Origin of the sequence: Variovorax sp. PCZ-1 (assembly GCF_018413605.1) — a bacterium.
Taxonomy (GTDB): domain Bacteria; phylum Pseudomonadota; class Gammaproteobacteria; order Burkholderiales; family Burkholderiaceae_C; genus JANMDU01.
The window spans coordinates 405952-430648 of the sequence record NZ_JAHCDN010000002.1 but is presented as its reverse complement, the minus strand read 5'-3'; the positions used below and the strand labels follow the sequence as shown (position 1 = coordinate 430648).

Below are 24697 nucleotides of genomic sequence, written 5' to 3'. Positions count from 1 at the left end.
GTCTGGATAAACAGTATGCAAGCGCAAGAGTTACAAAATATCATCGCAAGTAATATGGCCTGCGATCACATCGAAGTCGACGGCGATGGCCGCCACTGGAGCGCCGTGATCGTCTCGCCCGAGTTTGAAGGCAAGCGCTTGATCCAACGCCACCAGCGCGTTTATGCCACGCTAGGCTCACGCATGCACACCGATGAAGTGCATGCCCTTTCGATGAAAACTTACACGCCCGCCGAATGGGCAGCTCAACCGAAATAAGCGCTATGGACAAACTCAAAATTCGCGGCGGCAAACGTCTGCAAGGCACAGTGAATATCTCGGGTGCAAAAAATGCTGCCCTGCCTGAGATCTGTGCGACTCTTCTCACCAACGAGCCCGTGCATCTGAAAAATGTGCCCCGCCTGCAAGATGTGGCCACGATTCGCCGCATTTTGGAGAGCATGGGTGTGCAAACAGAGACTCATGGCGAGCGGGGCGGTATGAGCTTCACCGCGCCTGATTCGATTGAGCCTTTTGCTCCCTACGACCTCGTGAAAACGATGCGCGCTTCTGTGATGACGCTTGGCCCCCTGCTCGCTCGTTTCGGTCAAGCCAAAGTGTCTCTGCCCGGTGGCTGTGCGATTGGTGCACGCCCGGTCGATCAACACATCAAAGGTCTCACTGCCATGGGCGCAGAGATTGTGGTCGAGCACGGCTACATGATTGCCAAGCTGCCTGCAGGCTGGAAGCGCTTGAAAGGCACGAGCATCACCACCGATATGGTGACCGTGACAGGCACAGAAAATTTCATGATGGCCGCTTGTCTTGCTGATGGCGAAACCATCTTAGAAAACGCTGCACAGGAGCCTGAGATCCCAGACTTGGCCGAAATGCTGATCAAGATGGGCGCCAAGATCGAAGGCCACGGCACAAGCAAGATTCGTATCCAAGGCGTAGAAAAACTCCATGGCTGCGAGCATGCTGTAGTGGCTGATCGTATTGAATGCGGCACTTTCCTTTGCGCAGTAGCGGCTGCTGGCGGCGATGTGGTGCTCAAGCATGGGCGTGCAGATCATCTCGATGCCGTCATTGACAAGCTGCGTGATGCTGGCGCTGTGATTGAAGCATTGCAAGATGGCATCAAAGTGAGCGCGAGTGGCCGCATGAAAGCGCAAACCTTCCGCACCACAGAATATCCTGGCTTCCCCACTGACATGCAGGCTCAGTTCATGGCATTGAACTGCGTCGCCGAAGGCAATTCAAAAGCCACCGAGACGATTTTTGAAAACCGCTTCATGCATGTGCCCGAACTCCAGCGTATGGGCGCGAAGATTCAAATCGACGGCAAGATCGCCGTGATTGAAGGCATTGAAAAGCTCTCTGGTGCGACCGTCATGGCTACTGACCTGCGCGCCTCTGCCTCACTGGTGATTGCTGGCTTGGTGGCCGATGGTGAAACGCTGGTCGATCGCATCTATCACTTGGATCGTGGCTACGACCAAATGGAAGAAAAACTGCGCGGCATTGGCGCGGATATCGAGCGGGTGAAGTGATGATTACCTTAGCTCTCTCCAAAGGAAGAATCTTCGACGATACGCTGCCGCTCTTGCGCGCCGCAGGTATCGAGGTCTTGGAAGACCCTGAAAAGTCCCGCAAGCTGATCTTGCCTACCTCGCGCCCTGATATGCAAATCATCATGGTACGCGCCAGCGATGTGCCGACTTACGTGCAATACGGTGGCGCTGATCTCGGCGTGGTAGGCAAAGACACTTTGCTTGAGACTGGCGTGCAAGGCCTGTATGTGCCGCTTGATTTGAAAATCGCCAAATGCCGCGTAAGTGTGGCTGTGCGCGAAGGTTTTGATTACGAGGCTGCTGTGAAGCAAGGCTCGCGCCTCAAAGTGGCCACCAAGTATGTGAACATTGCACGCGAGTTTTTTGCGAGCAAGGGCGTGCACGTGGATTTGATCAAGCTCTACGGTTCGATGGAGCTCGCGCCGCTCACCGGCATGGCCGATGCCATCGTAGATCTCGTGTCCACCGGTAGCACGTTGAAAGCCAATAAGCTCATCGAAGTCGAACGCATCATGGAGATCAGCTCGCGCTTGGTGGTGAACCAAACTTCGCTCAAAACCAAGCAGGCTGATCTGAAGCCTATCCTTGCCGCATTTGAAAAAGCAGTTTCTTGAATTGAAGATTACTATGGATTTAATAGCATCTGGCGCAGTATTGAAGACAGTTGACAGCGACTTTGAGCAAAAATTCAAAGCGCGTCAGCATTGGTCTTCAAGCCAAGATGCAGCCATTGAATCTCGCGTGGCTGAAATTCTTGCGGATGTGCAAAAGCGCGGTGATACGGCTATTGTCGAGTACACGAATCGCTTTGATCGCCTCCAAGCCAAGAATCTTGCCGAGCTTGAGCTCACCCAAGCTGAACTCAAAAAAGCGTATGACGGCTTGCCCGAAGAGCAACGCAGCGCCCTCACACAAGCCGCCGCCCGTGTGCGCAGCTATCACGAAGCGCAGAAGAAAGCATGCGGCGAAAGCTGGAGTTATCGTGATGCGGATGGCTCCTTGCTCGGCCAAAAAGTCACGCCGATTGATCGTGCCGGTATCTACGTACCTGGCGGCAAAGCCGCTTACCCCTCCAGCGTGTTGATGAACGCGATTCCTGCGCATGTGGCGGGCGTGTGCGAGATCATCATGGTCGTGCCTACACCTGATGGTACGAAAAACAATCTGGTGCTCGCCGCAGCGTATGTCGCAGGCGTATCCCGCGCCTTCACCATTGGCGGTGCACAAGCCGTGGCCGCACTGGCCTACGGAACAGCTACGATTCCCAAAGTTGACAAAATCACTGGCCCCGGCAATGCCTATGTGGCCGCAGCCAAGCGCAGCGTCTTCGGCCAAGTGGGCATCGACATGATCGCTGGCCCCAGCGAAATCCTCGTGATTGCCGATGGCAGCACGCCGCCCGATTGGGTGGCGATGGATTTGTTCAGCCAAGCCGAGCATGATGAGCTCGCACAAAGCATTTTGCTATGCCCTGATCAGCCGTATATCGATCAAGTGTTGGCAAGCATCGCCAAGCTACTGCCCGAGATGCCCCGCCGCGCCATCATCGAAAAAAGCCTCACAGATCGCGGTATGTTCATCCTCACGCGCAGCATGCAAGAGGCTTGCGACATTTCCAACGCAATAGCCCCCGAGCACCTAGAGATCTCCAGCAACGAGCCGCACAAGTGGGAGCCCCTGCTCAAGCATGCTGGCGCGATCTTCCTAGGCGCGTACACGAGCGAGAGCCTGGGCGACTACTGTGCAGGCCCCAATCACGTTCTGCCCACCAGCGGCACAGCTCGCTTTTCCTCACCACTGGGCGTGTACGATTTCCAAAAGCGCAGCAGCATCATCGAAGTCAGCGAATCAGGTGCACAAACTCTAGGCAAAATCGCCAGCGTACTCGCGCACGGCGAAGGCTTGCAGGCGCATGCTCGCGCTGCAGAAATGCGCCTTCGTTAAATCAATCCGCTGAAATTCAGTTGCAATACGTTTTCTGAAGCTTTCATTTAAGCTGAGCGTATGCTTTAGTTGCTATTAAAACAATAGCTGCTTGCGCAATATATACGCCGCCTATCCACCCTTTTTACATAAAATCTAATATAAAAATACGGCGCATTGGTTTGTCGGAATTTTCTTCATGCACTGATCAAACAACTCTGATTGCAACCATCCTTGAAGCCACTTTTGCGTTGCTGGAAAAGTTTGTGCATCAAACCAAGCCTCATCGACTGCGCGAAACTGGCGCACAAAGGGGAAGATAGCGAGATCGACGGCACCAGCGTGTGCGCCGCCCAGATAGGTTTGCGACAAAAGCCGCTGCTCAATCCTTAGCAGTAACCCACTCGCAGCTTGATCGCGATGCATTTCGCGTTCGCTGGCGATATATCTTTCAGGATATTTGTAGCGATCCAGCTGGTGCTTGAACTCACCATCGTTCAGTGTGATCAAGGCTTGATCATCGGGTGTCAGTGCACTAAACCGCACAGCATTCGGAGCTTGCTGCTCAAACGCCCAGCGCATGATAAGAAGGCTTTCTTCGATGACTTTGCCGCCATGCAAGACGAGAACTGGCACAGTGCCTTTCGGCGATGCACTCAGCATCGCTTGCGGCTTATCGCGCAAGCTGATTTCGTAGGCATCAAATGCCACACCCGAGACGATCAAAGCCATACGCGCTCTCATGGCATAGGGGCAACGGCGATAGGTGTAGAGCAAGGGACGCGTCATCTTTTGCACATCCAGAAAAAAACCAGCCTCTCGGCTGGTTTTCATCTTTCAAACTTCACTTCAAGCAAAGTTCTTCTCGGCGAACTCCCAGTTCACCAAATTGTTGAGGAAGGTCTCAACGAACTTAGGACGGGCGTTGCGGTAGTCGATGTAGTAGGCGTGTTCCCACACGTCAACTGTCAACAGGGCTTTGTCAGCGGTAGTGAGCGGCGTGCCAGCAGCGCCAGTGTTAACGATATCTACTGAGCCATCAGGCTTCTTCACCAGCCATGTCCAGCCAGAGCCAAAGTTGCCCACTGCGCTTTTGGTGAAGGCTTCTTTGAAGGCTGCGTAGCTGCCAAATTTGGCGTTGATGGCTGCTGCCAATGCGCCGGATGGCTCGCCGCCGCCGGCTGGCTTCATGCAGCTCCAGAAGAAGGTGTGGTTCCAGATTTGGGCGCTGTTGTTGTAGATGCCGCCGGAGCTGCTCTTGATGATGTCTTCCAGGCTTTTGCTCTCAAACTCAGTGCCTTTTTGCAGGTTGTTGAGGTTAACGACGTAAGCGTTGTGGTGCTTGCCGTGGTGGAATTCGAGGGTTTCTTTGCTGTAGTGCGGGGCGAGCGCGTCAATGGCGTAGGGGAGTGCGGGTAGGGTATGTTCCATGGTGGTTTCCTCTGGGCTTGTTGATCGGTAAAACAGCCATTGTAGAAACATTTATCCATCAAGCAGACCCTGACATAGAAATACCCTGAGCCAGCTTGCGGCAACTCGGCTACGGATCACTTTGAGCCGATGGTTTGCTTCAAAAACTCTCGGTGCTTATCCATGGACAGCTTAGCCGCTTCTGCGTTGTATTCCATCAAATAGCCGGCCACACGCCGCGCGGGTTGAAGATCGATCCAATCAAAGGCATGTCGAGCGCCGGGATAGACCACAAGCTCGACAGGCGCGCCCTTACCTGCACGGCGTTGCAGCATGTCTTGGCAGCGGCTGGCGGGTGTCCAATCATCTAAGTCACCGACCATGATCAAAACGGGCACATCGAATGTGTCAAAAGTTGAGCGGCAATCGGGGTAGTAAGCGACGACGGCTTGGGCTTTGATGTTTTTCGGATTGTCAAAGATCGGCTCTTTCCGCGTTGAGGCCACTTCCAATGCCACCCACGACCCTTGCGACGAGCCAAGCAAAGCGATGCGCTGGGGATCGACGTAGGGCAAGCCAGCCAGATATTGCATCGCCCCCATCGCATCAAACGGACGCATATCCGCGCGGCTTCTGGCGCGATCCGCGCCGCAAGCGAATTTCACGGGATGATTGGCGAAGCTGTCCACGACCAGCACCACATAGCCCCAAGCGTTGTAACGATCTGTCATTTCTTGCTTGAAGCGCTCAGACATGCCTCCGCAGCCATGCAGCGCAACCACTGCGCCAAAGGGCCCTGGCCCTGCTGGCTTGGCGAGGTAAGCCTTCAATTCATCGCCTAGAACGGGTTGTGCAGTCTGCCCTTTGGATTTTGCTTCCGCTTGCTCAGCTGTATTGGGCAGCTGACTGGCTGTACGAAAATTTACCGCTTGAACTTCGACGGTTTGTGCATGCGCAGCCATCGCCACAGCAAACCATATCCAGCCACCACATAAGATCCATTTGCTGAAAAAGTATCGGAAGCTCGCCATGAATGTCTCCTCAATGCCTGATCCTCGGGATGAGTTCTTGCATCATGCGCTGTCAGAGATCGCGTCGACTGACAAATCACTGACTCAATGCGTTCAGTCCTTCGATGCGTGCATTCGCATGGCCATCTTTCAAACGCAGACCGATGCTTTGCTCCAAGCTCAATTGATCCATGCGAGAAATCTGCTGGCCTTGCTCATTGGTCACAAGCGCATAGCCGCGCTCCAAAACGCGCTGCGGATTGAGATGCTCCAGCGCTTGGGCTGCGCGTTGCTGGCGTTCGCCTGCCAGCTGCAGAAAGCGAGCCGTTTTTAAAGAGAAATCGGCTTCTCGACGGCGTAGTTCCTGCGCGGAGTGCTCCTGAAATGAGAGTATCTTCTGCTTCAAGGAAAAGGCCAGATGCTGCAAACCCAGGCGTTGCTTAGCGAGCACATCACTGGGGCGGGAGAGGCGGCGTGCTGCAGTATCGACGCGCTGAGCTTGCGTATCGAGCGCGTCTTGCACAGCATCTTCCAAGCGCTCTTGCATGAGATCAGCCGCGCCTAGCCAAGCGGCGCGCTCAGTGGCGCAGAGCTCAGCGGCGGCGGTGGGCGTGGGTGCGCGCAGATCAGCGACGAAATCGGCGATGGTGAAATCGGTTTCATGCCCCACGCCACTAATGATGGGCACGGGGCTTTGCGCGATGGTGCGCGCTAGCGCTTCGTTGTTGAAGGCCCAGAGGTCTTCGATGGAGCCACCACCGCGCACGAGCAGGATCACATCAATTTGAGGTGTTTTATAAGCCAAATCGGGCTCTAGCCGGCGTGGATTCTGCGCAGAGTGATACAGTTTTTGTAGCGCTTCGATCAGCTCTGCTGGTGCGCCATTGCCTTGCACAGACGCGGGTGCGAACCACACGGGAATATGCGGCACGCGCCTTGACAGCGCTGTAACCACATCTTGCAAGGCTGCTGCGCCGCTGGATGTGACCAAGCCAATGCCGCGTGGCGCGCGCGGTATCTCACGCTTGCGCGCAGTGTCAAACAGGCCTTCCGCCTCCAACTGCGCTTTCAATTTCAAAAACTGTTCAAACCAAGCGCCCTGCCCCGCCTTTTGCAAACTCTCCACGATGAGCTGCAAATCTCCGCGCGGCTCGTAAATGCTGATGCGTCCGCGTAGTTCGACCAAATCGCCCTCTTTCGGCTGGAAATCCATGAGGCTGGCCGCGCGGCGAAACATGGCACAGCGGATTTGCCCTGCATCGTCTTTGAGCGAGAAGTAGCAATGCCCGCTAGCAGCGCGAGAAAAGCCAGTGATCTCGCCTTTCACGCTCACGGGATTGAAGCGAGCCTCCAGCGCATCCGCCACCGCTCGCACGAGCGCGCCCACCGCCCAAACCCTTGAGCCACCGGGAGCTTCAAAAACCATAGCATCATCGCGCATAATGTGGGCAAATCTAGGAGAACTTTGTGCTCGCTATCATACAAGCCGCAGGCTGGCCCATTTGGCCTCTCATCGCATGCTCCATCCTCGGATTGGCGCTCGTGATCGAGCGTTTCGTTGCCCTCAAAACGGCCAAAATCGCACCTGCGAAACTGCTCGATGAAGCGATTGCCGTCTCTCGCCAAGGCTTGCCCACGGCTGACGTGATCAACCAACTTGAAGCTAACTCAGCGCTCGGCGAAGTGCTCGCCAGTGGCATGCGTGCCTTGAGCAGCAATCCGCGCTGCTCCGAGGAAGAGCTGCGCAACAGCATGGAAGGCGCAGGCCGCCGCGTCACGGCCAAGCTGGAGCGCTACTTGCCCGCCATTGCAACGATTGCCTCAGCTGCCCCACTGCTGGGCTTGCTCGGCACCGTGATCGGCATGATTGAAATTTTCGGCTCACAAGGCGGTGGCTCAGGTGCAGGCGGTGGTGTGGGCAACCCACAGCAGCTTGCCCACGGCATCTCGATTGCTTTGTACAACACCGCCTTCGGCCTGATCATCGCCATCCCCGCGCTGATCTTCTGGCGCTATTTCCGCGCAAGAGTCGATGACTATTTGCTCAGCCTCGAGCTAGCGGCAGACAAAATGGCGCGCCATCTGCTGGCCATGCGTAACGGCGGTTATTGAGGCCTCATCAGGAGCAAAGCACCATGAACTTTCGCCGCAACAACCGTGAAGAGCCGGAGATCAATCTGATCCCCTTCATCGATGTGCTCTTGGTCGTGCTCATCTTCTTGATGCTCTCCACCACCTACAGCAAGTTCACCGAGATGCAGTTGAAATTGCCCACGGCAGACACCGATGCGCAGCGCGACTATCCCAAAGAGCTGATCGTGAGCGTGAGCAGTGATGGGCGCTATGCGGTGAACAAAACTGCAGTCGAGGGCAAAAGCGTGGACGCGATTTCTTCCGCGCTTGCAGGCGCGGCCAAAGCTGGCAAAGACACGGTGGTGATCATCAGCGCCGATGCATTGTCCACCCATCAGGCTGTAATCAGTGTGATGGAAGCAGCGCGGCGAGCGGGTTTGCAGCAAGTGACGTTTGCCACGCAGCCTTCGGGCAGCAAGTAGCTGAACGATGTTTAAACCGTTCACCCTGAGCTTGTCGAAGGGCAGCGCTGGCTTCGACAAGCTCAGCCCGAACGGGAATTAAATTCTCATTCAGCCAGCACCTATGAATCTGAGCCAACGCTTGCAAAAATCTTGGTATTCATCTAAGAAGGATTGGCTCTCGCTGCTCTTTCTCGACGTGAGTTGGGTGTATGGCGGCTTGATCAAATTGCGGCGCAAGCTCTATGCCAGCGGCGTGATGCACAGCACGCGCATCCCCGCTCCTGTCATCGTGATCGGTAATGTGATTGCTGGCGGCGCGGGAAAAACACCCATCGTGATGGCACTTGCAAAATTACTGCAAGATCAAGGCTGGCAGCCAGGCATCGTCTCACGCGGTTATGGACGCAAAAGCGGAAGCGTGATCGAAGTGCTGGCCGATACGCCTGTTACGGAGTCTGGTGATGAACCAGCATTGATGAGATCGGTACTGACTGCTCCCATCTTCGTTGGCAAAGATCGTACAGATGCGGCATCAGCTTTACTCGCCGCCCATCCGCAAACCGATGTCATCCTCTGCGATGACGGCCTGCAACACCTTGCCTTGCAGCGCGATATTGAGATTTGCGTATTTGAGGAGCGCGGCATTGGCAATGGCCGCTTGCTGCCTGCAGGCCCACTGCGCGAGCCTTGGCCACGCGAGGTGGATTTCATCTTGCATCGCGGTGGATTTGAAGCAGGCTTTCATATCGAACGCCGCTTGGCTGACCATGCCGTGCACCCAGACGGAACGAGAATTCCACTCACCGATTTGGCACAACACGATCTCACAGCCCTCGCTGGCATCGCCAACCCAGAAAGCTTTTTCAGCATGTTGCGCGAGCGCGGTTTGAATCTCAAGGAAACTCTGCCGCTCCCAGATCACTATGATTTTAGTAGCACTTCGCGCACATTCCATCAAGGTGAACAGCTGATTTGCACCGAAAAAGATGCGGTCAAACTCTGGAAAACACCACTCGCACAACAATGCACTATCCTGGCTGTGCCGCTGCAAGTGCATCTCCCAGACACCTTCACAACAGCGCTGCTTGAAAAGTTATCATCTCTCAAGCCACCAATGAATTGAAACCATTATGGACACCAAACTCCTCGAACTGCTCGTCTGCCCCGTCACCAAAGGCAGCCTCACGCTGGACCGCGAGAAAAACGAATTGCAAAGCCGCAGCGCCCGTCTGGCCTACCCCATTCGCGATGGCATCCCCATCTTGCTAGAAAACGAAGCACGTACGCTCAGCGATGAAGAAATCGAAGTACTTCATGGCAAAGCGGCTTCTCGCCCCAGCCCTTTGTAATTCCTCGCAATCCACGCCATGAGCTTCACTGTCCTCATCCCCGCTCGCCTTGCCTCCACCCGCCTGCCTAATAAGCCTTTGGCAGATATTGGCGGCGCGCCCATGATTGTGCGCGTGGCACAAGCGGCACTGCGTTCAGGCGCGAACCAAGTGGTGGTGGCCTGCGATGATGCGTCGATTCAAACCGCTTGCGAGAAGCATGGCATCAAAGCTGTACTCACGAAAGTCGATCACCCCAGCGGCTCAGACCGTTTGGCCGAGGCTTGCGACAAACTCAGTTTGGCAGATGATGCCATCGTCGCGAATGTGCAAGGCGATGAGCCTTTGATTGATCCGAGACTGATTGATGAGGTCGCGAATTTATTGAAAAATAGGCCTCTTGCCGGCATGGGAACTGCGGCGCATGCTATTGAATCAGTAGCAGATCAGAGCAATCCCAATATCGTGAAAGTCGTGCTCGATGCGCAAAATCACGCCCTGTATTTCAGCCGAAGCTTGATCCCCTTCAACCGTGATGGCCACGCAGGAGCGCCCAAGCCCTTGCGTCATGTAGGCATTTATAGCTATCGCGCTGGCTTCCTTCGCCAATTCCCCAAGCTGCCGCAAGCGCCGATTGAAGTGAGCGAATCTTTGGAGCAGCTTCGCGCCCTCTGGCATGGCCACAAAATCGCTGTGCATGTGAGCGAGGCAGCACCGGGGCCGGGTGTGGACACGCCGGAAGATTTAGAACGCGTGCGCAAGCTCTGGGCTAGCACGATTGGCTGAGATTCAGTGCTGAGGGCTTCCCCTAAAAGCCCGTCAGTCTCTCTGAAGCCGCGCATGCTATCCTCTAGGAAGTTGATAAAAATCCGAGGATAGGTATGAGACTCATTCTGTTGGGCGCGCCAGGCGCGGGCAAAGGCACTCAAGCGGCCTTTATTTGTAAGCAATATGGCATTCCACAAATCTCCACGGGCGATATGTTGCGCGCAGCTGTGAAAGCTGGCACAGACATGGGCTTGGCTGCCAAAAAAGTGATGGATGCTGGCCAGTTGGTGAGCGACGAGATCATCATCGGCCTCGTGAAAGAGCGCATCACGCAAGCTGATTGCGCCAAAGGATTTTTGTTTGATGGCTTCCCGCGCACGATTGCGCAGGCAGAAGCCATGAAAGATGCTGGCGTGAAGCTGGACTATGTGCTGGAGATTGATGTGCCTTTTGAAGCCATCATCGAGCGCATGAGCGGCCGCCGCAGCCACCCCGCTTCTGGCCGCACCTATCACGTGAAATTCAATCCTCCGAAGGTGGAAGGCATTGACGACGTGACCGGCGAGCCGCTGGTGCAACGCGAAGACGACAAAGCCGAAACCGTGCAAAAGCGTCTGGATGTGTACAGCGCACAAACCCGCCCCTTGGTGGATTACTACTCCGCTTGGGCTGCGAAAGATGCAGCCAATGCACCAAAATATCGCAAGATTGACGGCCTAGGCGAGGTGGCCGACATCACGGCGCGTGCGCAAGCAGCTCTGAGCTAAAGCACGCGCAATTCCTGTTAATCTCAGCGAATGTTTTTCATTCGCTGTTTCTCCAAAAACCCAAGCTTGGCCTCTGCAAGCTTGGGTTTTTTCATGCTGCTCGCGGCGCTCATGCCCCATGCTTTTGCGCAAGTCCCAGCAGCGCCACAAGCCCCCGCCGTTACGTCTGCAGCACAAAGCATGTGGACGAACGCTCGCACGCGCTTGCTGCGTATCCGCATCGTACCGATTGGGCAAACCAGCCAAGCCAGCGTGGGCTCCGGCTTCTTCGTCTCTAGCGACGGCTTGCTGATTTCTAATTTCCACGTCATCAGTCTCGTCGCGCTCAAGCCAGATCGCTACCAAGCCTTGTATGAAACGCCATCAGGCGAAAAAGGCGAGCTGAGTTTGTTGGGCGTGGATGTCGTCAACGATGTGGCCTTGCTTCGTATCAAAAACGGATCGCTTGCCGCCAAGCCAACAGATCAACTCAATTTCAGAGCAACGAGCAGCGCCTTGCAGCGCGGCGAGCGCATCTTCTCGCTGGGCAATCCGCTCGATGTCGGCTTTGCCGTGGTGGAAGGCACATACAACGGCCTCGTGGAGCGCAGCTTCACGCCGCGCCTCTTCTTCAGTGGCGCGATCAATGGCGGCATGAGCGGCGGGCCTGCACTGGATGCGCAAGGCAAGGTGGTCGGCATCAATGTGGCCAAGCGGCTGGATGGCGAGCAGGTGAGTTTCCTCGTGCCTTTCGAGCATGCACAAAAGCTACTCACCTCCCACCAAAAATCTGCCCCCATCACCACGCCGCTCTACGCCACCATCACGCAGCAGCTCACGCAATACCAACAGCAGCTCACCGATCGCTTCATGAGCACGCCTTGGAAGCCGCAGATCAATGCCGGCGTGAGCATCCCGATTCCGTCGGACGATTTTCTGCGCTGCTGGGGCCGGCGCGAACAGATGGAAAGCAAGGCCTTTCAATTTGCCCGCACCGATTGCCGCATGGATTCGAGTGTGTTCACTGGCGAAGCCAGCCTGGGCGAGATCTCCACCATTCATGAAGCCTACGACGGCAGCAAACTCGGCACCACACGCTTCATGGATCGCTACAGCCAGAGCTTTGAAAACGAACATTTCTTCAGCAGTATTCGTCCCTCGACCAAGCCACTGTGTAGCCAGCAAAGCATTCAAAACCCCAAAAGCCCGCGCATGGAAGCCGTGCTCTGCATCAGCGCCTACAAACGCTTCAAAGGCCTGTACAGCGTCTCTATCCTCGTGGCTACTCAGGAAGGGCAAACCACGGGCACGCTTGGGCGACTCAATGCCACAGGCGTGAGCTTCGATAACGCACTCAAACTCGCGCAGCATTTTGTGGATGGCTTTAGCTTTGCTGATAGCGCAGCAGGGGTGAAAAAATGAGCACCTCCAACAACACAAGCTCTCATACCCTCACCATCGAATACATCGATGCCCAAGGCCAAGTGCAGCGCACGGAGCAATTGAGTGGTGAGCATTTCACATTGCGTGTGCAAAGCGAAGCTCTTGATGTGCAAGCCTCTGCTCACCCTGCCGATGCTCTTGCCAATCAATCTATCCCGCGACTCAAGGCTGGGCAAGGCCTGAAACCCTGGCCTTTGGCATTGATCTTATTTGGCATCTTCGCCGCCATCATGGCGGTACATCTGTGGATCGAATACACGCCGGGCGATGGTTTGGCAAATTTCGTCTCAGTGATCTTGGGGCTCGTCGGTGGTCTTGCGCTGTGGGCGGCGTTTTGGGCGTTGCTGGGCAAGATTTTTGTGAAGCACGCTGATTTCGGCAAGCATGTTTGCTTGGTGCTCGGTGCCATGATTCTGTTGACTGTGATCATGGATGCCATGCACTTTGTCTCTTTCAGCTTCTCATGGCGCATGCTCGGTAAGATCGACATCATCAGCATCCTTGCAGGCATGTGTTTGCTTGCGTGGGCGCATCTGCGCTTGATCGTGCCGAAGGCACGGCACTTCAATCTGCGTCTGGGCATGATCGTGTTCACTCTGACCGCTGTTTCGCTGCTGATGTGGAGCAACCATCGCCGCCAAGGCACGGTGCTGGACAGCTTGCACTCACCGCATCTGTATCGCCCTGCACTTCAATTCTCTGGCGCTATCAGCGCACAAGATTTCTTCAAACAAGCGAGCAATATGGAGGCCACACTCAAGGCCCGCTCACAAAAGACTGAGCCCGGCGAAGACAGCATCGAAAGCGAAGAATAAAAAAGGCTCCCGAGGGAGCCTTTGAGTTGGGTCGTACAGCTGATCAAGCCACTGGCTTGAAGTCATAGCCATTGCCCAGCTTCTCCACGCGGCCAAAGGCTGGGAAGGGGAAATGGAAGCCGCCAGCGAGCATTTTCTCGTTGATGACCATTTCAAACATTTTGCGGCGTGTGTCGCGAGCAGCATCGGCGTTCATATCGAACTGCACGGCCCAGTCTGGATTACGGGCGAACAACTGGGGAATGTTGGTGAGGTCAGCGAGGTAAGCGAATTTTTCGCCTTTGCTTTGCGCGGTGATCAGGCTGTGGCCTGGTGTGTGGCCGAACGCAGCAACGCTGTTGATACCGGGGAGAATTTCTTTACCAGGCTCAAACTGAATCAATTGATCCGCTGTGAGGCCACCGAGCACGCGGCGTACGGCTTGGAATGCGCCCTTCATAGCCTCTGGCGCAGCAGCCATGCGGGCATCATCCATCCAGAAAGCATGCTCAACGGTAGGCACCATGATCTTCGCTTTGGGGAAAACCAGCTGACCAGCTTTGTTGCGCACGCCATTGATGTGATCGCCATGGTAATGCGTGAGAACCACGGTATCGATATCTTCCGCTTTGAAGCCAGCAGCATTCAAGTTAGCGAGCAAACGGCCTGTGGTAGGGCCGCCGTTGTCTGCGAAACCAGTATCCAACAGAATGCGGCGATTGCCAGCCACGATCATGAAGGCGGTGAAAGGAATATCGATGTATTCGGTGGGTAGGCCTTGAGATTGCAGCAGAGCTTGCACTTCGGTCATAGGCGCATTGCGCACGAATTCGGCAGCCAGAGGGCGACGAGCCACACCGTCATTCAAAGCGATGATTTCCATATCGCCGAGCTTTTGCTTTCTGAAACCCACTTGCACGACAGAGGGTGCGCCAAAGCTAGGGGCGTTTTGTGCAATGAGTGGCATGAAAGAGCCTGCCATGTAAGCTACAGCAGCTGCGCCGCTGCCTACGAAAATATCTCTGCGTTTGATCATGTTTGTGCTCCAAGTGTGATCGGGGGGAAAATTAGACTTGCGCAAAAACAAGCCTATTCAACTTGCATCGTGCAGCAAAAGCGCTCAACGCGCTGAACGAAGGCTCTTAATCCGACACCGCAGTACGGTTTATGACTGATTGGTTATATCAGGGATACGCTGAACAAGCCCTCTGCGCGAATCAAGCCGCCTTTGGGTGGTTTATGTTTTTGCAAAGCCTAGCAGCGCAGCAGCTTATTCAGCGTATCCCACTTAAACAAAGCGAGCCAAGCTGAGCGCCATGGCCACAGAAATCAGCGCCACAACGCTGGACACTGCGACAGCTGCGGTGACTTCCGGTAGAGCAGTCTCATAGCGCTGCGCAAAAAGGAACACATTGGCACCAATCGGCAAAGATGCGGTCACGATCATCACGGCCAAGGGCAGGCCTTGCAAACCCAAGGTCAAGCCGATGGCTGCCACAGCCACAGGATGCGCCAAGTTTTTCAAGAACGATAAAGCTAGCGCCGTGCGCAGATGCTCGCCCACGCGTGTGGCGGCCAGGGTGATGCCCACCAAAATCACCGCCAGCGGGCTGAAGGCATTGGCGAGCAGTTGCAATGGCTTATCAATCACCGTGGGAATACCCCAATCGGTTTGCGCATACAGCAACCCAAAAATGATGGGGAATATCATCGGCTGTTTGATCGTATTCCAGATGGAAGCAGCCATGATTTGAATCGGATGCCCTTGCTTGCCGCTTTTTTCTTTCAAGGTGACCAGCTCTAACACCACGGTGGCTAGCGACAGCATGATCAATGAATGCACGGCCACCAAAGCAAGCAAGACCGCCACACCTTGATCGCCATAAGCGAATTGGATCAAGGCGATACCAATCATCACGGTGTTGCTGTAGCTTGCCGCCAGGCCCAGCACCGCAGCGCGCCGATTGCGCCCCGCAGCAAAAAACATCACCGCATACATCAGCGCCATGGCGAGCAGATAAGCCAACAGCGGTTTACCCTGTAAATTCTCCGGCTGCATATTCACCATCGTGCGAAACAAAAGCGGTGGTAAAAAGATGGTGAAAACCAGCTTTGAAAGGTCTTTTGTGGAGCTAGCCGGCATAAAACCTGCGCGGCCTGCTATGAATCCAATAGCAATGAGAATGACGACAGGGACGAGACCAACGATAACGGGATGCGACATACAGCGAGTGTAGTGCGCCCAGGCGAGTCCAGCCATCACCGCTGGCGATGACCAGATTCGTCATTTTTCTCACAGCCCCTACCCGTTCGGGCTCAGCTGGCCTGTCCTGAGCATGTCGAACGGACGAAGCCTTGGCAAGCCCAACGACCATGCTCAGGGCGAACGGTATTGCAGCTCGCCTTGATCAAAACTGCGCTTGCAAACCCACCTTGAAGCTGCGACCCGGCAGTGGCGATTTGCCTGGCGCGCTGGTGCTCAAGATGGACGTGGCGCTGTAAGCCAGTTTGTCGCCTGCGTTATCCAAGCGTGCAAACCAGAGCAAATCAGCATCTTTGGCTTTCATTTTGTAGGTCGCGGCCAGATTCCACAAGACGTAGCTTTCTGTGCTTGCATCTCTGGCTTTGGCATTGTGGTCAAAGCCGATGCGTGCTCCCCATGCGCCTTGCGCCCACACGAGCGTCGCGCCCATGCGCAGCGGGCTGATACGCGGCAGCGTTTGGCCATTGGCAGTATTCGTGGCGCGGGTGCTGTCTACTCGCCATTGCAGATCGAGCTTGTTGGCAGCGTCCATCAAGCGCCAGTTGCCAGAGAGTTCAAAGCCAGTAAAGCGAGCGGGAACTTGGGCATAGGCGTATTCGGGAAAGATGTCTTCTCCGCTGCCATCGGCCACGCCATCGCCGTCTGCATCCACCGGATTGAGCTCAGCATCTGCGCCACGCGTATTGCCTGTGGCATCAAGCAAGATGTAATTCTTGAAGCGGCTGTTGAACACGTTGATTTGCGCAAAATGCGCGCCGCTTTTCCAACGCGCGCCCACATCGAAGCTGGTGGATTTTTCTTTGCGCAGATTCGTATCGCCCACTTCGTAGGCAGCTGTGGCGATGTGTGGGCCATCGGCAAAGAGCTCATAGTCTTTCGGCGCACGCTGGGTGGCCGCAAAATTGCCGGTGAACTGCCAAGCTGGATTGAGATTGAGTAAAGCGCCTGCAGAGTAGCTACTGGGCTTGAAATCGCGCTGTGCGGGCGTGAAGCGGGCGATGATGGGGTTACCGAAAGATTGCACTTTCACATTTTCTATGCGCCCGCCAAAGCTGAGTTTGCCCCAGTTGAAAGCAGCTTCTTCGTAGAGGAAAAGCGCTTGCTGGCTCGTCTTGCTATACGGAGCGAAAGCTTCTGCGCCATCGGCAGAGAAGCGGTTGTTATCCAGCTGCAAACCGATCACACCTTGAAGATTCGCAATCTTGGCATGTCTCGCTTGCAAGCGCAGATCGTTGCCATTGTTTTTGAATTCTGTACCTGCTGTTGCCCCTTCAAACTCCGTGTGTTTGTAGCTCGTGTTGCTGGCCTGCACTTGCACGCTGTCAATGAAGCTGCCAATCTTGAAATCAGCATCCATTGCGGTGCGTCGCGAATTCATATCAATCGTCACCTCGTCTTCTGCCACTGTTCCATAGTTCGTGGTGAAGCTGCTCACTGACAGGCCAATGCGGCTTTGTCCAAAGAACAAGCTGCCGCCTATCGCACCGCTCTTGGCATCGGCTGCTGAGTTGCAAATTTTCTTCTGCGTTGGAGGCGATCCGGGCTTAGTGCAGGCCAAATTCACTGGCACGCTCACATCACCACTGCTGCGAGCAGACACATCGGCATGCAAGGCAAACTTATCATTGCCCGTCTCAATCATGAAAGCGCCATTCTTGCCGCTGTTGCCGCTCGACAGGCCGAAATCCACCTTACCCGTCATACCAGCCAAGCGCTCTTTGGGAATACGGTTATCAATCACGTTGACTACTCCACCCACCGCCGAGCCACCATAGAGCAAGGCGCCAGGGCCACGCAACACTTCGATGCGCTCCACAGCAATCGGGTCAAGCGCCACGGCATGGTCATAACTCAAACCTGAGGCATCAATCGTTGCGCCTGAGTTGCTCAAAATGCGAATGCGATCCCCATCCAAGCCGCGAATGATGGGGCGGCTGGCGTTGGGTCCGAAGTAGCTGCTGCTGACGCCGGGCAAGCCGTTCAAAGCTTCGCCAATCGTAGATTGTTGGCGCAGCAGCAAACCTGTGCCTGTGAGAGCTTGCGCAGGGGCGATCACGTCGCTGCCGCCCAGAGGATTGGCCGTCACGGTGACAGGCTGCAAAACAGACTCGGTAGGAGGTGTCGCAGTTTGGGCACTGACGGCTGCGCACAGCGCAGTGCAGGCCGCAGCTAGGGCGCTGCGAGGAAAAAATTTAGACATGACATTCTCTGAAAAAAAGCAAACAAAGCTACGCTGCGCGACATGCGCTGCGTAGCCAAAACAATCAAGGAAGGTTTACAGAGAATGCGCAGGCGGGCCGCGCGCTTCGAACAGTGGGGCTTGCCATGCCGCCAGTGAATAAGCAACTGATGCTACTAAAATATGAGCATGCAGCGCAGGTAGCATATCGGCTACTGGGCTAAAGACATCTGAAGACCCATGACTGCCATCGATCACGCGGCAGGTTTCATCTCCTTCTTCATGGCCGGAAAACAAACGGCTGAAGATACCGTGATCACAGTCTGCGCCATGCCCATGATGATCAGCATGCTGCTCCTCGTAGGCATGCGCGAGCATGCGCACATCGTGATGCAGCGTGCGGTGCGCAAACGAGAGGCTTTGTGCCAAGACCATGCACAGCAGTAGCCCGCTCAGCACGATACGCTGAGCAAGATTCAACTGTGAATGCTTGGCTAATTTCATCGGTTCACTTCACTGCCACCGCTTCTGTGATGCGGTAATACAGACCATAAGGATCATCGTTGAGCACTTGGAATTTACCTTCCACCACTACAGGCTCCATCATCGAATACTTCACAGGCGTTTTGGTACGCACTTCGATCATGCTCTCGGGCCCACCGGGTAGGCAAAAGCTGCACGACAAGGGCACGGAAGTGAGCAGAAAGTGGCGCTGACGCTCACCGGGCTCCAGCGGCATCATGAAGCCCTGCACCTTTTGCGTTTTCTGATGCAGGGCCATCTGCTGCGCGCCAAATACGGGCAGGATTTTGTTCTTCTCGTTCTTGGTGGTGATTGCAGTCAGCACACTCCAAGCCACCACATCCTCACGCTTAGGCAGCGGCGCAAAAGGAGAGTTGGGGCTGTGTACACCCGCACCCTGGCCTTGCGGCACGCCCAAAGGGCTGCTTGCCGCAGGCTTAGCGCCAGAAGCGATGGGCGAGGAGAGCTGGGGCGCACTCTGCTGAGCCCACGCCAACACAGCGGTGGCCGCCAAGCCGGCGATGACAAGTTGCTTAGTGCTCATGACGCATGCCGCAGTGTTTGCCAATGCCCAGGCCTTTGCAAGCGGTTTGCAAATCCTTCATGCAGGCATCGTATTTTTTGCCAGATTCCAAGCACTTGGCCGCACCTTCATGTGCAGCAGCCATGGCTTTGTGGCGCTGAATATCTTTCTTCGTGTCACCCTCAGAATGCGCTTGCGCCACCGCCGAAGACGCTACAAAAAGAGTAGCTGCTAGCGCAGATAATACGCCGGCGATAAGCCGTTTTTGCTTAAAAATCATGATTTATTCACCTTACATTCAATTGTTTCAACACATCCAACCGATAGACCTGCCGCAATGGCCAAGCCACGGCCAGCACCGATAAACACAAGACTCCCGCCAGCAGCAGCAGTTCCTGCGGCAGCCATAGCGCACCACTGATCACCAGCGATCTTTCTTGGCTTAACAAATAGCCTATCAGACTTGTCAAGAGGTGGCCCAGCGCCAAACCGATCAAACATCCCACCAGAGCCAACAAAAGCGTTTCAAAGAGCAACAGAAGAGCCACTTTGGCCTGAGATGCACCCAGCATGCGCAACATGGCCAAGTCGCCGCGCCGCTGCGCAAGCGCCTGTGTGAGCGACATCCACAAACCTGTAGCCGCCACAGCCAGCAGCACGGCGGCAAAGGCTTGCAGCACCTGCGTGCCCACGCCGACCATACGGAAAAGCCGCGTGATCTCTAGCGCAGGCGCAGCGGCCTGCAGCTCGGTGCTGCTGTTCACAAAGCGTGGGAAGCTCACTGCAGCCAGAGGTGAGGCGTATTGAACCAAGCCGAAAGTGATTTCGCGTTCTTCTTGCAGGGCTTTTTTGTCCTCCTCATCCAACGCAATTTCTTTTTCATGCACTTGCCACACGCTCTCGGTGCTGGTAAGGATCAAACGATCCAGAACACAGCCGCAGCGCATCAACTGGCCCACCACGGTGTATTTGGCTTTGTCGTGAAGTTCGCCACCACCACCTAGGCCATGTGAGCCAGAAAACACCGCATTGATCGGCAGCTTAGCCGCCATATCCGCGCCCACCACGGCTTGCATCGGCTGCGCCCAAATTTGTCCTGCTTCCAGCTTGGCTTGATAGAGCGAGAGGTAATCCGCCGTCGTGCCCACAATGCGAGCGCCTGCATAACTGTCCCCCAAGCTCAAAGGAATCAGCCGCTTCACGCGCGGATCTTTCGCCAGCTCAAGTGCTGCCTCCAGCGGAATATTCCCCGCAGGCACATCCACATGCAAAACGCCCGCCAAAATCATTTGCAGCGGCGAGCCTTTTGCGCCCACCACCACATCCACACCCGCCAGATCGCGCTCAAAGCTGCGCTCCATTTGCGTGGAGACGAGCAGCAGCACCGTCATCGTGGCCACACCCAGCGCGATCAAGAGAGCATTGAGAAGCGCTGCGCCTGGGCGCGCGAGCAGCATGCGCCATGCGTAGGAGAACGTAGATACTATGTTTTTCATAGCACTCTGCGCAGATGATTCGCCGGCGAGAGGCCGATTTGGCTTAAATTTTTGAGTGAAATATGCTGCGTGGCCTGCCCTGCTGCATGCAAGGCATCTTTGACCCGCGCATCATGCGTAGCCACCACCAAACTCGCACCGCAGCCTTTCGCAGCTTGCAACAATAGCGTGATTGCTTGACTTGCCGCCTCATCATCCAAACTCGCCGTCGGTTCATCGGCCAAAATAATTTTGGGCGAGAGCAACACGGCTCGAGCGAGCGCCACTCGCTGCGCTTGACCGCCTGATAGTTCACTCGGGCGACGTTCTGACAAATCACCCACGCCCAGCGATTGCAACACCGCATTGATTTTTGCACCATCTTCAGGCAAGCCGATAGCAAAAAAAACCAGCTGCAAATTTGCACGCACTGACAGCGATTCACTCAAATGCAAACGCTGCGGCAAAAAGCCTACAGAGCGTCCTCGCCAAACATCACGCTCACTTCCTTTCAAAGCCAGCACATCCTGATTCGCCACCAGCAACCGCCCGGTCGCCCCGCTCAGCAATGCGCAGCACAGTGCCAATAGCGTCGATTTCCCCGATCCAGAGGCGCCTTGCAGCAGCAACACCTCACCCTGCGGCAAGTTGATATCCGGAAAGCGCATCACAGCACCAGAGCCACCGCCCGGATAGGAAAAACTCAAAGATTCAGAGACCAACATGCCGCAATGATACGCAGCCTAGGAAGAACTACTTCGCCAGTCGAGTAAAGGTCTTGCGAAACTTCGCCACTTTCGGCGCAGCCATCGCCATGCAATAGCCCTGATACGGATTGCGCTCAAAAAAGTCTTGGTGATAGTCTTCCGCAGCGTGATAGTTTTGCAGTGGCAACACTTCAGTCACGATCGAGCCATCAAAGATCTTGTCTTGGCTCATCTCGCGAATCAAGTCATTCGCCGTGTCTTGTTGCTCGGCAGTCGAGAAATATATTCCGCTGCGATACTGCGTGCCCACATCATTGCCCTGCCGGTTGAGCTGCGTGCAATCGTGAACCACAAAAAAGATCTCCAAAATCTCCCGCGTGGAGATCACAGAAGGGTCATAAACAAGTTTGACCACCTCGTTATGCCCCGTCTGCCCCGTGCACACATCTTCGTAGCTCGGATTCTTCACATGCCCGTTGCAATACCCCGATTCCACATCGAGCACGCCTTTGACTTCTTTGTAAACAGATTCAGTGCACCAAAAGCAACCTCCACCGAGGGTGATGGTTTGGGGAGAAGATGAGGTAGTAGCGTTCATAAGCCATTGTCGCATTGAGGATTCTGCAACTTACATCCCTCTTTTGAAAACCTTAGAATGTTTCCAACAAAAGCCCATTATGCTGATCGACTTCTTCTACACCCTCCGCAGCGCCAAGCTGCCTGTCTCCGTCAAGGAATATCTCACCTTGCTTGAAGCTGTGAAAGAAGGCGTGGTGGGGCCGGCGAGTGAAGATGGCTACAAGATTGATGACTTCTACTACTTGAGCCGCATCGCCTTGGTGAAAGACGAAAAGCACTTTGACAAGTTTGATCGCGCGTTTGCGGCTTATTTCAAGGGCGTGGAGATGGTGGCTGATTTCACGCAGGATATTCCGCTGGAATGGTTGCGCAAGAATCTCGAGCTCGAACTCAGCGCTGAAGAGAAGGCCAAGATTGAGGCCATGGGCTGGGATGAGCTGATGGAGACGCTTAAAAAGCGCTTTGAAGAGCAGAAAGAACGCCATGAAGGCGGCAACAAGATGATTGGCACGGGTGGCCGCTCACCGTTTGGCGCGTATGGCTACAACCCGCAAGGCATTCGCATTGGGCAAGCGGGCGGGCGCAATAAATCCGCTGTGAAAGTGTGGGATCAGCGCGCTTATAAAGACTATGATGATTCGCAAGAGCTGGGCACGCGCAATATCAAAATCGCCCTGCGCCGCCTAAGAAAATTCGCCCGCCTAGGCGCTGAAGACGAGCTGGATCTTGACGACACGATCCGCAAAACCGCAGCGAACGCCGGCTACTTGGACATCAAAATGCGCCCCGAGCGGCACAACAATGTGAAGGTGCTCCTGCTCATGGATGTGGGTGGCACGATGGATGATCACATCAAGCGCGTGGAGGAACTCTTCAGCGCCACCAAGCAAGAATTCAAGCACCTTGAGTTTTACTATTTCCACAACTGCGTCTATGACTTCATGTGGAAAAACAACCGCCGCCGCTTTGCCGAGAAATTCCCCACCATGGATATCCTGCGCAAATACAACAAGGATTACAAGCTCATCTTCGTCGGCGATGCCACGATGAGCCCCTATGAAATCTTGCAACCCGGCGGCAGCGTGGAATACAACAACGAAGAAGCCGGCAGCTTGTGGCTGCAACGCTTAACGGAAGCTTTTCCCAAATTCGCTTGGATCAACCCCGAGCCGCAAGGCGTGTGGGAATATCGGCAGAGCATCGGCATCATCCGCCAGATGATGAATGACCGCATGTTTCCGCTCACGCTGCAAGGGCTGGAAGGCGCGATGCGGCTGTTGACGAAATAAGCGTCAACTTACAATAACGGCATGCCGCCATAGTTCAATGGATAGAACGAGTGCCTCCTAAGCACTAGATACAGGTTCGATTCCTGTTGGTGGTACCAAACTATTTGGCAGATGCATTCGTGCTGCGCTTATCCAGCGTGGCCTTCAAAGTCGCAAGTAGCTCAGTAGGTAGCATACGCTGCGCCCATTTGAGCAATAGCATCGCCACCAGGCCATCGTCTAGCCAGCCTAGTAGTGGAATCAGATCTGGCACCAGATCAATGGGGCTGATCACATACAGAACCGCCGCAATCGTGGCCAGCTTTGCGGAAGCTGGCGTGCGGGCATCGCGCAAGATAGCCCAGGCGAGCATAAGCTCTTTGCGAAACTTCGTCCAGAGCAAACCCCATTTCAAAATCGCCATCTGCTTCTCCTTAAGCCCGGCATGTGCGGGCAGAGCTCATAACGTGAGGTTGGGCACAGAGATGACAAGGGCGAAAAACAAAAGCCTACATTGCTTTGATTTATTAAATGCGAATCGTTCTCATTTATGTTATGATGTGAGTATTGTCAATCTCTCCTCCCATTTGCCATGCTCAAACCTACCCTTTTTGCTTTATCTGCAATCTCCATTCTCGCCACCCTGCCCGCGCAGGCGCAAGACAACAAGACGCTGAATCTCTACTCCGCACGCCACTACAGCACAGACGAAGCTCTCTATGCCGATTTCACCAAGGCCACCGGCATCAAGATCAACCGCGTGGATGCTGATGACGCTGGCATCTTGAATCGTCTGCGCGCTGAAGGCACATCATCGCCAGCGGATGTCATTTTGTTGGTGGATGCGGCGCGTTTGTGGAAGGGTGAAATTGATGGTCTGTTTGCGCCCGTGAAATCCAAGGTATTGGACGATGCTATTCCTGCCCAATACCGAGCCAAGGCCACTCCCGAAGGCACGCCGTGGTTTGGGTTCTCCACTCGCGCCCGTGTCGTTGTTTACAGCAAAGCCAGCGTTAAGCGCGAAGATGTGGATACCTACGAAGAGCTGGGCGATGCGAAAAACAAAGGCAAGGTGTGCACACGCAGCGGCTCCCACCCCTACAACCTCAGCTTGTTTGGCGCAGTGTCTGAGCACATTGGTGCAGCGGCCACCGAGACCTGGCTCAAAGGCATCGCTGACAACATGGCTCGCGCACCCAAAGGCGGCGATACGGATCAAATCCGCGCTGTTGCCGCTGGTGAATGCGCCATTGGCTTAACCAACACCTATTACCTTGCACGCCTGATGCGCTCGGACAAAGCGGAAGACAAAGCCGCGATGGACAAAATCGGCATCGTTTTCCCGAACCAAAACTCCTGGGGTACACACTTGAACATTGCTGGCGGGGCAATGGCCAAGAACGCCAAAAACCGCGAAGCCGCGGTGAAATTCCTTGAATACTTGGCCAGCCCATCTGCGCAAAAGTATTTTGCTGATGGCAACAACGAATGGCCAACAGCCAAAGGCATGAAGATTGATAACCCCGCACTGAAAGCCATGCTCGTAGGCAATGGCGGAGATGCTTTCAAAGCCGAGACGATACCCTCCAGCGTGATCGGTATGAATCAAGTGAAGGTACAGCAGATGCTGGATCGTGTGGGCTACAAATAAAATGACCCAATAGTCATT

28 protein-coding genes and 1 tRNA gene are annotated in these 24697 nt (G+C 55.0%); 15 read left to right on the top strand and 14 right to left on the bottom strand.

What is annotated here, in order from left to right; genetic code table 11:
- The first annotated feature begins 15 nt into the window (after window positions 1–15).
- From KIH26_RS12190 to hisD, 4 genes are read left to right on the top strand one after another with little or no spacing between them, the layout of a single operon-like run.
- Complete coding sequence (locus KIH26_RS12190) at window positions 16–258, top strand: BolA family protein (RefSeq protein ID WP_213445574.1); 243 nt, start codon at window positions 16–18, stop codon at window positions 256–258.
- 5 nt (window positions 259–263) lie between these two features.
- Window positions 264–1532 carry a UDP-N-acetylglucosamine 1-carboxyvinyltransferase gene (gene murA / locus KIH26_RS12185; protein WP_213445572.1) on the top strand — a complete coding sequence of 423 codons (1269 nt, stop codon included), beginning with the start codon at window positions 264–266 and terminating at the stop codon, window positions 1530–1532.
- Complete coding sequence (gene hisG, locus KIH26_RS12180; protein ID WP_213445570.1) at window positions 1532–2167, top strand: ATP phosphoribosyltransferase; 636 nt, start codon at window positions 1532–1534, stop codon at window positions 2165–2167. Before murA ends, hisG begins: the two co-directional genes overlap by 1 nt.
- A 13-nt stretch (window positions 2168–2180) precedes the next feature.
- On the top strand, window positions 2181–3497 hold the full coding sequence (gene hisD / locus KIH26_RS12175; RefSeq protein ID WP_213445569.1) for a histidinol dehydrogenase: 1317 nt from the start codon (window positions 2181–2183) through the stop codon (window positions 3495–3497).
- Window positions 3498–3632: 135 nt separating this feature from the next.
- Here hisD and KIH26_RS12170 read toward each other — a convergent pair whose 3' ends face one another.
- From KIH26_RS12170 to xseA, 4 genes are all read right to left on the bottom strand, one after another.
- The gene (locus KIH26_RS12170) at window positions 3633–4310 is read right to left on the bottom strand and encodes a glutathione S-transferase (RefSeq protein ID WP_249661181.1); all 678 of its coding nucleotides are present in this window, start codon (window positions 4308–4310) and stop codon (window positions 3633–3635) included.
- 15 nt (window positions 4311–4325) lie between these two features.
- Window positions 4326–4907, bottom strand: a complete 582-nt coding sequence (locus tag KIH26_RS12165; protein WP_213445567.1) for a superoxide dismutase — start codon at window positions 4905–4907, stop codon at window positions 4326–4328.
- Between the two features lie 116 nt (window positions 4908–5023).
- Entirely contained in the window at window positions 5024–5917 is an 894-nt protein-coding gene (locus KIH26_RS12160) for a dienelactone hydrolase family protein (protein WP_213445565.1), read from the bottom strand.
- A gap of 76 nt (window positions 5918–5993) precedes the next feature.
- Window positions 5994–7322, bottom strand: coding sequence for an exodeoxyribonuclease VII large subunit (gene xseA, locus KIH26_RS12155; protein WP_213445563.1), 1329 nt, complete (start codon window positions 7320–7322; stop codon window positions 5994–5996).
- A gap of 41 nt (window positions 7323–7363) precedes the next feature.
- On the opposite strand from xseA, the gene KIH26_RS12150 reads away from it, so the two are divergent.
- The 8 genes from KIH26_RS12150 (at window position 7364) to KIH26_RS12115 (ending at window position 13533) form a co-directional block, all read left to right on the top strand.
- Entirely contained in the window at window positions 7364–8008 is a 645-nt protein-coding gene (locus KIH26_RS12150) for a MotA/TolQ/ExbB proton channel family protein (protein ID WP_213445561.1), read from the top strand.
- A gap of 23 nt (window positions 8009–8031) precedes the next feature.
- Window positions 8032–8451 carry an ExbD/TolR family protein gene (locus KIH26_RS12145; protein ID WP_213445559.1) on the top strand — a complete coding sequence of 140 codons (420 nt, stop codon included), beginning with the start codon at window positions 8032–8034 and terminating at the stop codon, window positions 8449–8451.
- A gap of 103 nt (window positions 8452–8554) precedes the next feature.
- On the top strand, window positions 8555–9556 hold the full coding sequence (gene lpxK / locus KIH26_RS12140) for a tetraacyldisaccharide 4'-kinase (RefSeq protein WP_213445558.1): 1002 nt from the start codon (window positions 8555–8557) through the stop codon (window positions 9554–9556).
- A gap of 7 nt (window positions 9557–9563) precedes the next feature.
- Window positions 9564–9782: a Trm112 family protein gene (locus KIH26_RS12135; protein WP_213445556.1), complete on the top strand. Its 219-nt coding sequence runs from the start codon at window positions 9564–9566 to the stop codon at window positions 9780–9782.
- 18 nt (window positions 9783–9800) lie between these two features.
- Window positions 9801–10547 carry a 3-deoxy-manno-octulosonate cytidylyltransferase gene (gene kdsB / locus KIH26_RS12130; RefSeq protein ID WP_213445554.1) on the top strand — a complete coding sequence of 249 codons (747 nt, stop codon included), beginning with the start codon at window positions 9801–9803 and terminating at the stop codon, window positions 10545–10547.
- A 95-nt stretch (window positions 10548–10642) separates the two neighbouring features.
- Complete coding sequence (gene adk, locus KIH26_RS12125; protein ID WP_213445552.1) at window positions 10643–11296, top strand: adenylate kinase; 654 nt, start codon at window positions 10643–10645, stop codon at window positions 11294–11296.
- Window positions 11297–11326: 30 nt separating this feature from the next.
- On the top strand, window positions 11327–12697 hold the full coding sequence (locus tag KIH26_RS12120) for a S1C family serine protease (protein ID WP_213445550.1): 1371 nt from the start codon (window positions 11327–11329) through the stop codon (window positions 12695–12697).
- Window positions 12694–13533: a hypothetical protein gene (locus tag KIH26_RS12115; protein ID WP_213445548.1), complete on the top strand. Its 840-nt coding sequence runs from the start codon at window positions 12694–12696 to the stop codon at window positions 13531–13533. Before KIH26_RS12120 ends, KIH26_RS12115 begins: the two co-directional genes overlap by 4 nt.
- Window positions 13534–13576: 43 nt before the next feature.
- Here the strand turns inward: KIH26_RS12115 and KIH26_RS12110 are convergent, their stop codons facing one another.
- The 9 genes from KIH26_RS12110 to msrA all read right to left on the bottom strand — a co-directional run bounded on the left by KIH26_RS12110 (window position 13577) and on the right by msrA (window position 21779).
- A complete protein-coding gene (locus KIH26_RS12110; RefSeq protein WP_213445546.1) occupies window positions 13577–14548 on the bottom strand; it encodes an MBL fold metallo-hydrolase in 972 nt (323 codons plus the stop codon).
- Between the two features lie 252 nt (window positions 14549–14800).
- Window positions 14801–15736 (bottom strand): AEC family transporter, encoded by a 936-nt coding sequence (locus KIH26_RS12105; protein ID WP_213445544.1) that lies wholly within the window; start codon window positions 15734–15736, stop codon window positions 14801–14803.
- Window positions 15737–15920: 184 nt separating this feature from the next.
- Window positions 15921–17975 (bottom strand): TonB-dependent receptor, encoded by a 2055-nt coding sequence (locus tag KIH26_RS12100; protein WP_213445543.1) that lies wholly within the window; start codon window positions 17973–17975, stop codon window positions 15921–15923.
- A gap of 75 nt (window positions 17976–18050) precedes the next feature.
- The gene (locus KIH26_RS12095; RefSeq protein WP_213445541.1) at window positions 18051–18458 is read right to left on the bottom strand and encodes a hypothetical protein; all 408 of its coding nucleotides are present in this window, start codon (window positions 18456–18458) and stop codon (window positions 18051–18053) included.
- 4 nt (window positions 18459–18462) lie between these two features.
- On the bottom strand, window positions 18463–19020 hold the full coding sequence (locus tag KIH26_RS12090; RefSeq protein WP_213445539.1) for a DUF3299 domain-containing protein: 558 nt from the start codon (window positions 19018–19020) through the stop codon (window positions 18463–18465).
- A complete protein-coding gene (locus KIH26_RS12085; protein ID WP_213445538.1) occupies window positions 19010–19279 on the bottom strand; it encodes a hypothetical protein in 270 nt (89 codons plus the stop codon). Before KIH26_RS12085 ends, KIH26_RS12090 begins: the two co-directional genes overlap by 11 nt.
- Window positions 19280–19286: 7 nt before the next feature.
- Window positions 19287–20495 (bottom strand): ABC transporter permease, encoded by a 1209-nt coding sequence (locus KIH26_RS12080; RefSeq protein ID WP_213445536.1) that lies wholly within the window; start codon window positions 20493–20495, stop codon window positions 19287–19289.
- Window positions 20492–21199, bottom strand: coding sequence for an ABC transporter ATP-binding protein (locus KIH26_RS12075; protein WP_213445534.1), 708 nt, complete (start codon window positions 21197–21199; stop codon window positions 20492–20494). Before KIH26_RS12075 ends, KIH26_RS12080 begins: the two co-directional genes overlap by 4 nt.
- Before the next feature lie 28 nt (window positions 21200–21227).
- The gene (gene msrA / locus KIH26_RS12070) at window positions 21228–21779 is read right to left on the bottom strand and encodes a peptide-methionine (S)-S-oxide reductase MsrA (RefSeq protein WP_213445533.1); all 552 of its coding nucleotides are present in this window, start codon (window positions 21777–21779) and stop codon (window positions 21228–21230) included.
- A gap of 79 nt (window positions 21780–21858) precedes the next feature.
- Between msrA and KIH26_RS12065 the strand changes: the two genes are divergently transcribed.
- Together KIH26_RS12065 and KIH26_RS12060 are read left to right on the top strand one after the other, a co-directional pair.
- The gene (locus KIH26_RS12065) at window positions 21859–23049 is read left to right on the top strand and encodes a vWA domain-containing protein (RefSeq protein ID WP_213445531.1); all 1191 of its coding nucleotides are present in this window, start codon (window positions 21859–21861) and stop codon (window positions 23047–23049) included.
- A gap of 23 nt (window positions 23050–23072) precedes the next feature.
- Window positions 23073–23147 (top strand) — tRNA-Arg (locus KIH26_RS12060).
- 2 nt (window positions 23148–23149) lie between these two features.
- On the opposite strand, the gene KIH26_RS12055 is transcribed toward KIH26_RS12060, so the two are convergent.
- On the bottom strand, window positions 23150–23452 hold the full coding sequence (locus KIH26_RS12055) for a YkvA family protein (RefSeq protein WP_249661180.1): 303 nt from the start codon (window positions 23450–23452) through the stop codon (window positions 23150–23152).
- Window positions 23453–23620: 168 nt separating this feature from the next.
- Between KIH26_RS12055 and KIH26_RS12050 the strand changes: the two genes are divergently transcribed.
- On the top strand, window positions 23621–24679 hold the full coding sequence (locus KIH26_RS12050; RefSeq protein WP_213445530.1) for an extracellular solute-binding protein: 1059 nt from the start codon (window positions 23621–23623) through the stop codon (window positions 24677–24679).
- Window positions 24680–24697: the final 18 nt, after the last annotated feature.